General features: G+C 69.3%; 16 protein-coding genes. 9 read left to right on the top strand and 7 right to left on the bottom strand.

Annotated elements, in window-relative coordinates:
* Positions 1–32: 32 nt before the first annotated feature.
* From HUG10_RS03725 to HUG10_RS03710, 4 genes are all read right to left on the bottom strand, one after another.
* Positions 33–1,166, bottom strand: a complete 1,134-nt coding sequence (locus tag HUG10_RS03725) for a Gfo/Idh/MocA family protein (RefSeq protein ID WP_179168279.1) — start codon at positions 1,164–1,166, stop codon at positions 33–35.
* Between the two features lie 5 nt (positions 1,167–1,171).
* On the bottom strand, positions 1,172–2,140 hold the full coding sequence (locus HUG10_RS03720; protein ID WP_179168278.1) for a sugar phosphate isomerase/epimerase family protein: 969 nt from the start codon (positions 2,138–2,140) through the stop codon (positions 1,172–1,174).
* Positions 2,141–2,363: 223 nt separating this feature from the next.
* Positions 2,364–3,479: a Gfo/Idh/MocA family protein gene (locus HUG10_RS03715; RefSeq protein WP_179168277.1), complete on the bottom strand. Its 1,116-nt coding sequence runs from the start codon at positions 3,477–3,479 to the stop codon at positions 2,364–2,366.
* Between the two features lie 50 nt (positions 3,480–3,529).
* Entirely contained in the window at positions 3,530–4,507 is a 978-nt protein-coding gene (locus HUG10_RS03710) for an aldo/keto reductase (protein WP_179168276.1), read from the bottom strand.
* Positions 4,508–4,655: 148 nt separating this feature from the next.
* Here HUG10_RS03710 and HUG10_RS03705 point away from each other — a divergent pair, with 148 nt between their 5' ends.
* A complete protein-coding gene (locus HUG10_RS03705) occupies positions 4,656–5,153 on the top strand; it encodes a 50S ribosomal protein L11 (protein ID WP_179168275.1) in 498 nt (165 codons plus the stop codon).
* Positions 5,154–5,182: 29 nt separating this feature from the next.
* Here HUG10_RS03705 and HUG10_RS03700 read toward each other — a convergent pair whose 3' ends face one another.
* Positions 5,183–6,043: a fructosamine kinase family protein gene (locus tag HUG10_RS03700; protein WP_179168274.1), complete on the bottom strand. Its 861-nt coding sequence runs from the start codon at positions 6,041–6,043 to the stop codon at positions 5,183–5,185.
* A gap of 110 nt (positions 6,044–6,153) precedes the next feature.
* On the opposite strand from HUG10_RS03700, the gene HUG10_RS03695 reads away from it, so the two are divergent.
* From HUG10_RS03695 to HUG10_RS03660, 8 genes are all read left to right on the top strand, one after another.
* A complete protein-coding gene (locus tag HUG10_RS03695; protein ID WP_179168273.1) occupies positions 6,154–6,924 on the top strand; it encodes a PHP domain-containing protein in 771 nt (256 codons plus the stop codon).
* 125 nt (positions 6,925–7,049) lie between these two features.
* Positions 7,050–7,688 carry a 50S ribosomal protein L1 gene (locus HUG10_RS03690; protein WP_179168272.1) on the top strand — a complete coding sequence of 213 codons (639 nt, stop codon included), beginning with the start codon at positions 7,050–7,052 and terminating at the stop codon, positions 7,686–7,688.
* Positions 7,688–8,725, top strand: a complete 1,038-nt coding sequence (locus tag HUG10_RS03685; protein WP_179168271.1) for a 50S ribosomal protein L10 — start codon at positions 7,688–7,690, stop codon at positions 8,723–8,725. The genes HUG10_RS03690 and HUG10_RS03685 overlap by 1 nt, the downstream gene beginning before the upstream one ends.
* Before the next feature lie 18 nt (positions 8,726–8,743).
* The gene (gene rpl12p / locus HUG10_RS03680) at positions 8,744–9,085 is read left to right on the top strand and encodes a 50S ribosomal protein P1 (protein ID WP_179168270.1); all 342 of its coding nucleotides are present in this window, start codon (positions 8,744–8,746) and stop codon (positions 9,083–9,085) included.
* Between the two features lie 136 nt (positions 9,086–9,221).
* Positions 9,222–10,445: a tripartite tricarboxylate transporter permease gene (locus HUG10_RS03675; protein WP_179168269.1), complete on the top strand. Its 1,224-nt coding sequence runs from the start codon at positions 9,222–9,224 to the stop codon at positions 10,443–10,445.
* A gap of 53 nt (positions 10,446–10,498) precedes the next feature.
* Complete coding sequence (locus HUG10_RS03670; protein ID WP_179168268.1) at positions 10,499–10,678, top strand: HVO_2753 family zinc finger protein; 180 nt, start codon at positions 10,499–10,501, stop codon at positions 10,676–10,678.
* A 1-nt stretch (position 10,679) separates the two neighbouring features.
* Positions 10,680–10,946, top strand: a complete 267-nt coding sequence (locus tag HUG10_RS03665) for an elongation factor 1-beta (RefSeq protein WP_179168267.1) — start codon at positions 10,680–10,682, stop codon at positions 10,944–10,946.
* Between the two features lie 170 nt (positions 10,947–11,116).
* On the top strand, positions 11,117–11,557 hold the full coding sequence (locus tag HUG10_RS03660; protein ID WP_179168266.1) for a universal stress protein: 441 nt from the start codon (positions 11,117–11,119) through the stop codon (positions 11,555–11,557).
* Here the strand turns inward: HUG10_RS03660 and HUG10_RS03655 are convergent.
* Together HUG10_RS03655 and HUG10_RS03650 are read right to left on the bottom strand one after the other, a co-directional pair.
* Positions 11,554–12,582, bottom strand: a complete 1,029-nt coding sequence (locus tag HUG10_RS03655; protein ID WP_179168265.1) for a biotin--[acetyl-CoA-carboxylase] ligase — start codon at positions 12,580–12,582, stop codon at positions 11,554–11,556. The two genes, HUG10_RS03660 and HUG10_RS03655, sit on opposite strands and share 4 nt — an antisense overlap.
* A complete protein-coding gene (locus HUG10_RS03650; protein ID WP_179168264.1) occupies positions 12,579–13,004 on the bottom strand; it encodes a universal stress protein in 426 nt (141 codons plus the stop codon). The genes HUG10_RS03655 and HUG10_RS03650 overlap by 4 nt, the downstream gene beginning before the upstream one ends.
* Positions 13,005–13,008 lie beyond the last annotated feature (4 nt).

Here is a 13,008-nt window from a genome sequence, read left to right as displayed (position 1 = left end):
CCGTCGTCCCTCGGCGCGTTCCCGGTGCCCACTCAGAGGTCGACCCACTCGCCGCGCTCGTCGCTCCGCTGGACCGCATCGAGCAGTCGCTGGACCTCGTAGGCCTCCTCGAACGACGGCGAGAACTCGCCGCCGTCCCGGACCGCCGTGAGGAACTCGTAGTTCTCGTGGACGAACGTGTGCTCCCAACCGAGGACGTGGCCCGGCGGCCACCAGGCCTCGACGTACGGGTCGGACTCGTCGGTCACCATCACCGTCTCGTAGCCGCGAGCGTCGCCCGTCTTCACCTCGAGTTCGTTCAAGCGTTCGAGCGAGAACCGGATGGAGCCCTCGGTTCCGTGGACGGCGATCGAGTGGTCGTTCTTGTGACCGTTCGCCACCCGCGACCCCTCGAACGTGCCCATCGCGCCGCTCTCGAAGTCGACCTGCGCGGAGTAGGCGTCGTCGACGGTGACCGGGCGTTCCTCGTTCGAATCGGGATCCGGGCGCTCCTCGGTGAACGTTCGCAGGTGGCCGGACAGGCGCTCGACGTCGCCGACCTGCTCGCCGACCAGGAACCCGGCGAGGTCGAACGAGTGGGCCCCGATGTCACCGAGCGCGCCCGACCCGGCGATGTCCTCGTCCATCCGCCAGGTCCACGGCGCCTCGGGGTCCGCGAGCCAGTCCTGGAGGTAGCGAACCCGGACGTGGCTGATCTCGCCGAGGTCGCCCCCGTCGACGAGCCCCCTCGCGTAGCGGATCGCGGGGACGAACCGGTAGTTGAACGCGCAGCCGGCGACCGCGTCGCTGGCCGCGGCGGCGTCGCGCATCTCCTCGGCGCCGTCGAGCGTCGGCGCGAGCGGTTTCTCGCAGAGGACGTTGGTGCCGGCTTCGAGGGCGGCGACGGAGGGTTCGACGTGGAGGTGGTTCGGGCCGAGGTTGTAGAACACGTCCACCTCGTCGACGACGTCCCGCCAGTCGGTCGCGGTGTGTTCGAACCCGTACCGGTCCGCCGCGTCGGCGAGCGCCTCCTCGTCGCGGCCCACGATGGTGTGGCGGACGACGTCGGGCGCGTCGGGGAAGAACATCGGCAACCGGGAGAGGGCGTTCGAGTGCGCCTTCCCCATGAAGCGGTAGCCGAGCATGCCGACGGTGAGGGGGTCGCTGGTCGAGTTCGTGTCACTCATGTCGGTCACTCCGCCCAGTAGGCGTCGCCGGGGGTCGTCTCGAACACGGCCCGCTGGAGCAGGTCGACCGCCTTCTCCAGCCCCTCGCGAGAGGAGGTGAGCGAGTCCTCGTGTTCGATGGAGAGGGCACCGTCGTAGCCGACCATCCGCAGAGTCGAGACGATGTCCTTCCAGTGGTCCTCGCCGTGGCCGTAGCCGACCGACCGGAACAGCCACGAGCGGTTCGGCTCGTCGGTGTAGTCCGTCGTGTCGAGCACGCCCTTCTCGCGGGCGTTCTCCTCGTACACCTTCGTGTCCTTGGCGTGGACGTGGTGGATGGCGTCGCGTTCGCCGAGCAGGCGGATGGCGGTGGTGACGTCGATGCCCTGCCAGTAGAGGTGCGAGGGGTCGAAGTTCGCGCCGATGCGGTCGTCCGTCGCCTCGCGGAGGCGCAACATCCCGTGGGGCTCGTAGACGAGCATGTTCGGGTGCATCTCGATGGCGACGTCGACGCCGTGATCGTCCGCGTGCTCGGCGACGTCCGACCAGTAGTCCTCGGCGACCTCCCACTGGTACTCGTGGGCGTCCTTGTGTTCGACGGGCCACGGGGCCGTGATCCAGTTGGGGACCTCGTCGTTCGGGCCGCCCGCCGGGAGCCCCGAGAAGCAGGTGACGGCGTCGACGTCGAGTTCGCCGGCCAGTTCGATCGCGTCCCGGATTTCTCGGTCCGCCTCGTCGGCCCGCTCCTCGTCGGGGTGGAGCGGGTTGTTGTGCGTGGCGAGCGCGCTCACGCGGAGGTCGTGTTCCGCGAGGTCGTTGCGGAGCGACTCGCGCGCGTCGGCTGATTCGAGCAACGTTTCGCGATCAGTGTGTCCCTCCCCGGGGTGGCCGCCGACGCCGAGTTCGACGGCGCCGACGCCGATGTCCGAGAGGTACTCGAACGCGTCCGGTCTCGACTGGTCTCCGAGGGGGACGGTTAACACTCCCACGTCCATGGGATAAGGTTGTACTACAACCCGAATAAAGCCCGGGGGCATCGCGGGACGGGAACCGGTCGAATCGCTGAACGAACCTGGGTTCGGGGTCGCCCGACAGGAGGTGAGTGAAAGAGGGAGGGTCGCGAACGGAGCGTCGAGGACGTCTCTGGGTGGAAGGTGGTACGGTTCGCGAGCAGTCCTGCGTGGGTCTCGATAGGTCGAGCCGATTAGTCCGGCAGGTTCAGTCGAGTTGTGCGGCTTCGGCTGCTTCGGAGTGGGAGAGGGATTCCTCCGAGAGGAACTGGACCGCCTTCCCAGTGTCGCTCGACTGGTAGATGGCGTCGATGATCCGCTGGACGGCGAGCCCCTCCTGGACAGTGTTCTGCTCGGGTGCCTCGCCGGACGCGACGGCTTCGAGGAACGCGGCCTGTTCGACCTCGTGCGTATCCACTTCGCTGGTGGAGACCGTCGTGTTCGTCAGGTGGTTGCTGCCGCCGGTGCCCGACTCGTAGATGGTGAGTTCGCCGGTGCTGCGGTCGAGGTGCGCGCCGCCCTTCGTCCCGCGGACGTAGAAGTCGTTGTTCGGCGGGCGGTTCGTCGCCCACGCCGCCTCGAGGCTGAAGCTCTGCCCCTCCGTGCCCCGCACGAACGCTGAGACGGAGTCGTCGACGTCGAACCCCTCGGGACCGGTGTCCTCGCCCCACATGTCCACGAAGGCGTAGTCGTCGCGGTTGCCGAACTCCGATCGCGTGACGCCGCTCACCTCGGAGACCTCCGGGAAGTCCATGAAGTACATCGCGAGGTCGATCGCGTGGACGCCGATGTCGATGAGGGCGCCGCCGCCCGAGATGCCCTTCGTGGTGAACCAGGAGCCGCGTCCGGGGATGCCGCGGCGGCGGACGAAGTTGGCCTCGACGTGGCGGATCTCCCCGAAGCGACCTTCGTCCCGGTAGTGGGTGAGGACCTGGGCGGCGGAGGCGAAGCGGTTGTTGAACCCGACCATGCAGAAGCCGGGCGCGCTCTCGGCGGCCGCCGCAATGGCCTCGGCCGACTCGAGCGTGTGGGCGAGGGGCTTCTCCAGCAGGACGTCGAGGCCGGCTTCGAGCGCGGAGACCGCGTACTCCTCGTGGAATCGATTCGGGGTCGTGACGAGGACCGCGTCCACCTGGTCGTACAGTTCCGTCTCGTCCTCGAACGTCTCCACCTGATACGCGTCCGTGAATCGTCGTCGGGCCTCGGCGCTGACGTCCATCCCGCCGACCAGCGTCGCGCCCTGGCGGCTCAGCCGCTCGGCGTGATGGTTTCCTATTCCGCCGAGCCCGATAATCCCGACTCTGACGTTCGAGCTATCTCTCATAAGAGCGTCCTACCGGCTCGGTTCGCTTAAACCCGCCGGATGAATATCGCTTATGATTCCGGATATCGGGGCTGTTTCGGTGCGGCGATACGAAGGACCTGTTCCTCGGTGAGTGACACGTCGAGCGCGCCCAGGTCGTCGTCGAGTTGCTCGCTCGTCTTCGGCCCGATGATGGGCGCGGTAACGGTCTCCTGATGGAGGAGCCAGGCGAGCGCGACCTGCGCCGGCGTGGCGTCCTCCTCGTCTGCCACGGTACGGATCGCGTCGAGGACGGCCCAGTTCTCGTCGGTGAAGTAGGACCGGACTGACTCCGAGGCGGCGCCGCGCGTCCCGTCGGCCGGGTCGGCCTCCCGCTCGTACTTCCCGGTGAGGAACCCGCCCGCAAGCGGGGACCACGGGATGACCCCGAGCCCCTCGCCCTCGGCGACGTGGAGCATGTTCTCCTCCTCGTGGCGGGCGACCGCGGAGTACTCCGGCTGTATGCAGACGAACCGACTACAATCCTCCACGTCGCTCGTGTACAGCGCCTTCGTGAGGCGGTAAGCGGACATTGTCGAGGCGCCGATGTACCTGACACGTCCCGATTCGACCAGGTAGCTCAGCGCGGCGAGCGTCTCCTCGATGGGGGTGTTCTCGTCCCACCGGTGGAGCTGGTAGAGGTCGACGTAGTCGACGCCGAGGCGGTCGAGGCTGGCCTCGCACTGGTCGATGATGTGCTTCCGGGAGAGTCCGCCGCCGTTCGGTGCCTCGCGCATGTCGCCGTACACCTTCGTCGCGAGAACGAGGTCGTCCCGGTTCGCCGAGGCGACCGCCTCGCCGACGATCTCCTCGCTCTCGCCGGTCGAGTAGACGTTCGCCGTGTCGAGGAAGTTGATGCCCGCGTCGAGCGCCTCGTGGACAAGGTCGACGCTGGCGTCGCGGTCGTTCATCATCCACGGCTGCTCGGATCCGAAGTTCATGCAGCCGAGACAGAGTCGGGAGACGTCCAGCCCGGTCCGCCCGAGGGTGGTGTACCGCATCTCGGTCATGGGCGTAAATCTTGCCAGGACCCGCATAAGCGTGAGGGGATTCCGCTGTGCGGAGGCTCCCCCGGACCCGAACAACACGCCAATGGTTCACACGCGAGCGTCGTCGACAAAGACAACCCTTAAACGCCGCGCGGGGGTTTCTCGGGACATGGCTGGAACCATCGAAGTGCTCGTCCCCGGTGGCCAGGCCACCCCCGGCCCGCCGCTCGGGCCGGAGCTTGGCCCGACCCCGGTGGACGTGCAGGCGGTCGTTCAGGACATCAACGACCAGACCGCCGCGTTCGACGGCATGGAAGTGCCCGTCACTGTCGAGTACGACGACGACGGCTCGTTCAGCATCGAGGTCGGCGTCCCGCCGACGTCGGCGCTCGTCAAGGACGAGGCCGGCTTCGAGACCGGCTCGGGCGAGCCCCACGAGAACTTCGTCGCTGACATCTCGGTCGAACAGCTGAAGAAGATCGCCCAGCAGAAGCAGTCCGACCTGCTCTCCTACGACGTGAAGAACGCGGCCAAGGAGGTCGCGGGCACCTGCGTCACCCTCGGCGTCACCATCGAGGGCGAGGACGCGCGCACCTTCAAGGAGCGCGTCGATTCCGGCGAGTACGACGACGTGCTGGCCGAGGACGCCGAAGAAGCCGCCGCGTAAGCGACCCTCCCTCTTTCAGGTTCGACCCCTCAGTACCCGAGCGCCGCGAGTCTCCCGTCCACCTCCGCACCGTACTCGTCGGCCCCGAAGTACCGGACGTGCTCCAGCGCCGGGTAGAGCGCGTACACGTCGACCCGAACGTCCCGGAACCCGTCATCGATCCCCCGGACCCGCTCGTACGCGTCGAAGAACGGCCCGTCGAAACCGACGAACTCGCAGTAAGCGAGTCCTACCTCGGCGTGTCCGTAGCTGCACGCCGGGTCGAGGAACGCCGCGACCGCGCCGTCGTCCACGACGAGGTTGTTCGCCCACACGTCGCCGTGGAGCAATGACGCTCCGGGATCGTGGGGGAGGAGATCATCGAGGTCCGCACAGAGCGAGCTTACGCGCCGATACAGTTCGTCGGGGAGGCTCCCCTCGTCGCGGGCCGCGCGCGCGACGTGGTCGAGTCGGTGTTCGCGGAAGAACTCGACCCACGAGTCCGTCCACGGGTTCGGCTGGTGGTACGCCCCCGAGAGCGTGTCGAACGGGAAGCCGTACCGGTCGGCCGAACGGTCGTGGAGCGCGGCCAGGTGGCGGGCGACGTCGCGCTGGACTCCCGCGTCGAGGGGGCCGTCGTGGGCCCCGTCGCCGGCGACGAACTCGAGAACGAGGAGCGCGTCGGAGGCGTACAGCACCGAGGGGACCGGAAGCCCGCGCTCCCCGAGGTGACGGAGCATCCGGGCCTCGACCGTCAGCGGCGTCTCCCCGGTCTTGGCGACGACCGTCCGACCGTCGGCGAGAGCCACCTGACGGACGCCGCCGACCATCCCGCCGTCGAGTTCCTCGACCGCCCTCACGGTTCCATCGAGCGCGCGTGCGACCGCCCGTCCGACCGACGCCGAATCCATGGGCCCGCGTCGGCCCGGGCGGACAAGTCGTTTCGGTCGCAGGTCGGGGCGAACGGGAACCCTCACGGTCGACCGCGGTGTTTTTCGTCCTGCTGACGCAACCTCCGGACGTGCACGATTTCCACGCCCACTCCACGTACTCCGATGGGTCGGCGTTCCGGCCCATGCTGGAGGCGGCAGTCGAGGCTGGACTCGAGGGGGTCGGCTTCGCCGACCACTGTTCCTTGACGACCGACCCGGGGTGGCGTCGACAGCGTGATCGGTTCGCTCGGCACTTCGACCTGACCTACGAACGCCGCCGCGCGGCGCTCGAGCAGCTACGCGAGGAGTACGACATCGCCATCTACGACGCGGTCGAGGTGGACTACGAACCGGGGCTGGAGGACGACATCCGGTCGTTCCTCGCGGAGGGGGAGTTCGACTACGCGCTTGGGAGTGTCCACTACGTCGGGGATCACGTCGCGTTCGCCAGCGAGGACTTCTCGTCGCCGGACGCCCCCGAGCCGGCGGCGTTCGTCGCGGACTACTACGACGCGGTCATTCGGCTGGTGGAGTCGGAACTGTTCGACGTGGCCGCCCACGTCGACCTCGTGGAGGCGCACCCGCAGCTCGCCGGGTTGCGGTCCGACGAGCACGTCGAACGGCTCGTGGACGCCCTCGCGGAGTCGCGGACGGTCCCGGAGGTGAACGCGAAACGGGCGAAGCGCGACGGGAAGCCGGACTTCCACCCGAGCGACGACCTGTTCGACGCGCTCGTCGAACGTGGGGTCCGGTTCACGGTCGGGACCGATACGCACCGGCCGGAGGAGTTCGCCGGACGGACGGAGTCGCTCCGCGCGTTCGTCGACGAGCGCGGACTGGACCCCGTCTCCCCCGTGTGACCCGGTCGCTCGCCCCCGACGCTTCGGAGGCCTTAAGTTGCGCATGGCCGTCCGTTCCGATGAGACAGGTTTACGCCTGTTTCACTGACCCGTAGGAGCATTCCTGCGTACTACGGAGGTGAAAGATGGCAGATTCAATAGAGGAAGCAGTAACCCAAGCGCTGGAGGACGCCCCGCCTCGCAACTTCCGCGAGACGGTGGACCTCGCGATCAATCTCCGCGACTTGGACCTCAACGACCCGTCGAATCGAGTCGACGACGAGGTCGTCCTACCCAGCGGTACCGGGCAGGACACCCAGATCGTCGTCATCGCGGAGGGCGAGACCGCCCTCCGCGCAGAAGACGTCGCCGACGACGTACTGTCGGGCAGCGACCTGCAGGACCTCGCAGGCGAGGAGAACGAGGCCAAGGACCTCGCCGATGAAACGGACTTCTTCATCGCAGAGGCCAGCATGATGCAGGACGTCGCGTCCAACCTCGGACGCATCCTGGGGCCGCGCGGCAAGATGCCGACGCCGCTCCAGCCCGACGACGACGTCGTCGAGACCGTCAACCGCATGAAGAACACCGTCCAGCTCCGCTCGCGCGACCGGCGCACGTTCCACACCCGCGTCGGCGCGCAGGACATGTCCGCCGAGGACATCTCGAGCAACATCGACGTCATCATCCGTCGACTGGAGGCGGACCTCGAGAAGGGGCCGCTCAACCTCGACGGCATCTACGTCAAGACGACGATGGGGCCGTCCGTGGAGGTGCCCGTCTGATGAGTTCGAGCGAAGCCCGTCGAACGGAGACGATCCCCCAGTGGAAGCGCGAGGAGGTTGAGGAGCTCACGGAGTTCCTCGAGTCCTACGCCTCGGTCGGCGTCGTCGGCGTGACCGGCATCCCGAGCCGGCAGCTGCAGGCGATGCGCCGCGACCTCCACGGGGAGGCCGAGCTCCGGATGAGCCGGAACACGCTGACGAACCGCGCGCTCGAGGAGGTCGACGACGGCCTCGAGGAGCTCGTGGAGTACGTCGGCGGCGAGGTCGGGCTCATCGGGACGAACGACAACCCGTTCGGGCTGTTCAAGCAGCTCGAAGCGTCGAAGACGCCCGCCCCGATCAACGCGGGCGAGGTCGCCCCCAACGACGTCGTCATCCCCGAGGGTGACACCGGCGTCGACCCCGGCCCGTTCGTCGGGGAACTCCAGCAGGTCGGCGCGGACGCGCGCATCCAGGAGGGCTCCATCCAGGTGCTCTCCGACTCGACCGTGCTCGAGGCGGGCGAGGTCGTCGACGACACGCTCGCGAACGTCCTCTCCGAACTCGGCATCGAGCCGAAGGAGGTCGGGCTCGACCTGAAGGCCGTCTACTCCGAGGGCGTGCTGTTCGAGCCGGACGAGCTGGCCATCGACGTGGACGAGTACCGCGCGGACGTCCAGTCCGCCGCCGCCGCCGCACGGAACCTCTCCGTCAACGCGGCGTACCCGACCGCGCGCACGGCCGGCACGCTGCTCGGCAAGGCCGCCGGCGAGGCGAAGGCGGTCGGGCTCTACGCGGCCATCGAGGACGAGGAGCTCATGCCGGACCTCGTCGCCCGCGCCGACGCGCAGCTGCGCGCGCTCGCCGCGACCATCGACGACGAGGAGGCGCTCCCCGAGGAGCTCCAGGGTGTCGAGGCGCCGAGCGCCCCGGCCACCGAGGACGAGGAACAGACCGACGACGAGGACACGGAAGCCGAGGCCGACGCCGAGGAGCCCGACGATGACGACGACGACGAGGGCGACGCCGGCGAGGGCCTGGGCGCGATGTTCGGATAACAACGGAGATTCACAACAATGGAATACGTTTACGCTGCACTCATCCTGAACGAGACGGACGAAGAGATCAACGAGGACAACGTCACGGCGGTGCTCGAGGCCGCCGGCGTCGACGTCGAGGAATCCCGCGTCAAGGCGCTCGTCGCCGCGCTGGAGGACGTCGACATCGAGGAGGCCATCGACACGGCCGCCGCCGCACCCGCCGCGGGTGCCGGTGGTGCCGCGGGCGCCGCCGGTGGCGCCGAGGAGGCCGAGTCCGACGAGGACGAGGCCGAGGACGAGGAAGCGGAAGCCGAGGAAGCCGGCGACGACGACGAGGACGAGTCCTCGGGCGAGGGCCTGGGCGAGCTGTTCGGCTGAAGCGGTACCCGGCCACCGCAGAAGTATTCGGCTGAAGCGGCACTCGGTCGACGAAACCCGATTTTCTTTCGCGCCCGACCGCCGAGCGACGGTGCTCGCCAACGTTTAAATCCGATACCGGGACCACTCCGTCGCGATGCCCCCAGCCCTCCCGGAGGCGACGCTGCTGCCGCTCTCCTATGCCCTCGCCGGCTGCGCCCTCGGAACCGCGAGCGGCCTCCTCCCGGGACTCCACGCGAACAACTTCGCGCTGTTGCTCGCGGCCGCGGCGCCCGCCCTCGACGCGTCCCCGCTCGCGCTCGGCTGTGCGATGCTCGCGGCCGGCCTGGTCCACACGTTCCTCGACGTGGTCCCCGCCCTGGCGCTCGGCGTCCCCGACGCCGCGATGGCCGCGAGCGCGCTGCCCGGCCATCGCCTCGTCGTCGAGGGTCGGGGACGGGAGGCGATGCGCCTCTCCGTCGTGGGAAGCGGGCTCTCGGTCGTCCTGGCCGTCCCCGTCGCCGTCCCGCTCACCGCCGCGATGGAGATCGCCTACCCGACGCTCCGGGCCTGGCTCCCGCTCGTCATCCTCGGCGTCGTGCTCGCGCTGGTCTGGACCGAGGCCACCTGGCGGGCGCGCGCGGCCGGCGTCGTCTCCCTCGTGCTCGCGACGGGGCTCGGTTCCGTCGCCCTCGACGCAACCCCGACCGGACCGCTTCCCGCAGGGGGGATACTCGCGCCGCTGTTCGCCGGCCTGTTCGGCGCGCCGATCCTCGTGGACGCGCTGGACGGCGGAGGCGTCCCGCCGCAGGCCGACGCGCGGATCGCGCTGGATCCGCGCGGGACGGGGGCGGCCGCGCTGGCCGGTACCGGGGCCGGCGCGGCGGTAGGCTACCTCCCAGGCGTGTCGGCCGGCGTCGCGTCGACGCTCGCACTCCCCGTCCTCGGCGGCGACGACCCGGCCCGCGAGTACCTCGTCGCGACCAGCGGCGCGAACACGGCGACGGCGGTGTTCGCGCTGTTCGCGTTCACGGCCCTCGGGACGCCGCGATCTGGCGTGCTCGTGGCGATGGCGGACGTGGACGTTCCCGCCGCGCTGCCGACCCTGCTCGTGGTGGTCGGCGTCGCGGCGGCCGTCGGGACGCTGGGGGTCCTGTTTCTCGGCGACGTCACCCTTCGAATCGTCGGGCGGGTCGACCAGCATGCACTCGTCGCGTGCGTGCTGGCGGGACTCGTGGCGCTCTCGTGGGGGTTCGCGGGCGGGACGGGGCTACTGGCGTTCGGCGTGGCGACGGTCGTCGGGTTCGTCCCGACCCGGCTCGGCTGCAGGCGCGTCCACCTGATGGGGGTGCTCGTCGGGCCGCTGGCGCTCGGGATCTGACCGACAGGCGGGGAAAGACAACCGTTAAAAGCCGCGCGCCGGTCCGTGTAGGTATGAGCGAGGCAGAGCAGGCGTCCGACCGACGCTGCGTCTCCTGTGGTGTGAACGTCGCCGGCATGAGCGCGGCGGCGTTCAAGTGCCCCGACTGCGGAACCCGCATCTTCCGCTGTGCGAAGTGCCGCAAGCAGAGCAACCTCTACGAGTGTCCCGACTGCGGGTTCCGGGGGCCCTGAGATGGGGAAGGTCGCCGCGAAGATGAAGGTCATGCCGAACAGCCCCGAGATCGACCTCGACGACCTCCAGGACAAGCTCGAGGCCTCCCTCCCCGAGGGAGCCGAGATCCGGAACGTCGAGCGCGAGGACGTCGCGTTCGGCCTCGTCGCGCTGCTCCCGATGGTCGTCGTCCCCGACGACGCGGGCGGCACCGAGGCCGTCGAGGAGTCGTTCTCCGGCGTCGAGGGCATCGAGAGCGTGCAGGTCGAGGAAGTCGGCCGCCTCTAGGCCGGTCTTCTCTTTTCGCGACGTTCACCGAGGCTGAGCAGCAGCCCGCGGGAACTCCGTTCCGGCCATCTGCCTGTACGATTACGATTCGAAACGAAACCGTCCGACTGCGCTCCGATTCCGTGCGAACGCTTAAGACACGAGGGCGACAGTGTCCGACAGACGTTATCATGGGGCTGTACGAGCGTATCCTCGTCCCGACGGACGGCTCGGACGGCGTCGAGCGAGCGATCCGCCACGCCGTCGACCTCGCGGTCGACCACGGCGCCACCGTCCACGCGCTGTACGTCGTCAACTCCGCCTCCTACGCCGGCATGCCGATGGAGTCCTCCTGGGAGGGGATCGACGAGATGCTCCGGTCGGACGCCGAGGACGCGGTGTCGATGGTCGAGGCGCTCGGGGACGACTACGAGGTCCCGGTCGAGACGGCCATCCTCGACGGGAGTCCGAGCAAGGAGATCGTCCGCTACGCGGAGACGGAGGACTGCGACCTCATCGTGATGGGGACCCACGGCAGGGGCGGTATCGACCGACTGCTGCTGGGGAGCGTCGCAGAGAAGGTCGTCAGGAGCTCCTCGGTCCCGGTGTTGACGGTCCGCGTGAACGACTAGTCCCGAACCGGGCGGAGGTGTTCGCAGTCGCCGGCGGTGACCCGGACCTCGCCGTTCCCCGTGTCGAGTACGAGCGCGCCGGGGAACTCCACGTCCACGGCGTCGCCCTCCACGATGCCGCCCGGCGTGTCGACCCTGACGCGCCGCCCGAGCGTGTCCGCGTGCTCGCGCCACGCCGGGATCACACCGTCGAGGTCCCTACCTAGCTCGTGGAACTCCTCCAGGACGCGCTGAACCAGGATCCGCCGGTCGACGTCGTGACCGAGTTCGGCGGCGAGGCTCGTCGCGTCGGCCCCCGCCGGGAGGTCGCCGGCATCCACGTTCGCGTTGAGGCCGATCCCGACGACGAGCCACGAGACGCGGTCCGCTTCCCCCTCCATCTCGGTCAGGATCCCGCAGAGTTTTCGTCCGCCTCGATCGACGGTATCGCCGGCGCCGTCGCTTGCATCGTCACCGTCGTCGCCCTCGTCGCCCCGGTCGTTCGTGTGGGGAACGAGGACGTCGTTCGGCCACTTGATTCGGGCGTCGACCCCGACCTCGCGACAGGCCCGCGTCACGGCCACTGCGGCGGCGAGCGTGAACGCGGGGGCGTGCGCCGGCGGGACGTCCGGCCGGAGGACGAGGGAGAGCCAGACGCCGCCCGAGGGCGAGCGCCACTCGCGGTCGAGACGCCCGCGGGAGGCCGTCTGTTCGTCGGCGATGACGGCCACGTTCGCCGCCCCCCCGGTCGCGAGCTCGCGCGCCCGGTCGTTCGTCGAGCCGACGCTGTCGTGGAACTCCACCGCGAAGGGGGCGTCGAGCCCGTAGGCGACGGCCGGGCCGTCGTACTCGGTGACCTCGGTGACGACGTACCCCTCGTCGGTCCCCTCGATCCGGAACCCCGATTCGCGGAGCGTCTCGACGTGTTTCCACACCGCCGCGCGGGAGACGCCGAGTTCGTCGGCGAGGGCGGGACCCTCCACCGGCCCGTCGGCGAGCGCGTCGAGCAACGCACGCCGTGCCGGCGGGAGTCCGCCCCCGGTCACGGACCGTCCCCGCGGACCTGTGCGCCGTCGACGGTGATGACCGTCGCGTCGAGCTTCTCGCGGAGGTACGACTCCACGTCCGGATCGGAGAACAGTCGCTGGAGGGTCCGCCGCCACCTGCTCGCCTGTTTCGCGCCGATGACGACCACGTCGGCCTCCTCGGCGGCCACCTCGTCGAGGATGGTCTCCTCGACGAGGAAGCCCCGACGGACGACGTACCGCGCGGTCGAGGGGGAACCGAACTCGCGCTGGACGGCGCGCTTCAGATCGGTTCGCGTGACCTCGCGGCTGTCCTGATAGAGGTCGACGTGCAGTACGGTGAGCTCCGCGTCGCGCTCCTCGGCGATGCGGATGGCCTCCGAGAGCGTGGCCATCGAGTGTTTCGAGAGCGGGTACCGCACCGGAACGACCACCAGCGTCATCGTC

This window comes from Halorarum halophilum (assembly GCF_013401515.1).
GTDB lineage: Archaea > Halobacteriota > Halobacteria > Halobacteriales > Haloferacaceae > Halorarum > Halorarum halophilum.
This window is presented reverse-complemented; position numbering and strand designations above follow the sequence as displayed.

Excerpts from the sequence above, each read along its gene's own strand:
- HUG10_RS03685 (WP_179168271.1), top strand. The coding sequence starts at position 7,688 with ATGAGTTCGAGCGAAGCCCGTCGAACGGAGACGATCCCCCAGTGGAAG.
- HUG10_RS03670 (WP_179168268.1), top strand. The coding sequence starts at position 10,499 with ATGAGCGAGGCAGAGCAGGCGTCCGACCGACGCTGCGTCTCCTGTGGT.
- HUG10_RS03715 (WP_179168277.1), bottom strand. The coding sequence starts at position 3,479 with ATGAGAGATAGCTCGAACGTCAGAGTCGGGATTATCGGGCTCGGCGGA.
- HUG10_RS03725 (WP_179168279.1), bottom strand. The coding sequence starts at position 1,166 with ATGAGTGACACGAACTCGACCAGCGACCCCCTCACCGTCGGCATGCTC.
- HUG10_RS03675 (WP_179168269.1), top strand. The coding sequence starts at position 9,222 with ATGCCCCCAGCCCTCCCGGAGGCGACGCTGCTGCCGCTCTCCTATGCC.
- HUG10_RS03650 (WP_179168264.1), bottom strand. The coding sequence starts at position 13,004 with ATGACGCTGGTGGTCGTTCCGGTGCGGTACCCGCTCTCGAAACACTCG.
- HUG10_RS03690 (WP_179168272.1), top strand. The coding sequence starts at position 7,050 with ATGGCAGATTCAATAGAGGAAGCAGTAACCCAAGCGCTGGAGGACGCC.
- HUG10_RS03660 (WP_179168266.1), top strand. The coding sequence starts at position 11,117 with ATGGGGCTGTACGAGCGTATCCTCGTCCCGACGGACGGCTCGGACGGC.
- HUG10_RS03710 (WP_179168276.1), bottom strand. The coding sequence starts at position 4,507 with ATGACCGAGATGCGGTACACCACCCTCGGGCGGACCGGGCTGGACGTC.
- HUG10_RS03705 (WP_179168275.1), top strand. The coding sequence starts at position 4,656 with ATGGCTGGAACCATCGAAGTGCTCGTCCCCGGTGGCCAGGCCACCCCC.
- HUG10_RS03720 (WP_179168278.1), bottom strand. The coding sequence starts at position 2,140 with ATGGACGTGGGAGTGTTAACCGTCCCCCTCGGAGACCAGTCGAGACCG.
- HUG10_RS03665 (WP_179168267.1), top strand. The coding sequence starts at position 10,680 with ATGGGGAAGGTCGCCGCGAAGATGAAGGTCATGCCGAACAGCCCCGAG.
- HUG10_RS03700 (WP_179168274.1), bottom strand. The coding sequence starts at position 6,043 with ATGGATTCGGCGTCGGTCGGACGGGCGGTCGCACGCGCGCTCGATGGA.
- rpl12p (WP_179168270.1), top strand. The coding sequence starts at position 8,744 with ATGGAATACGTTTACGCTGCACTCATCCTGAACGAGACGGACGAAGAG.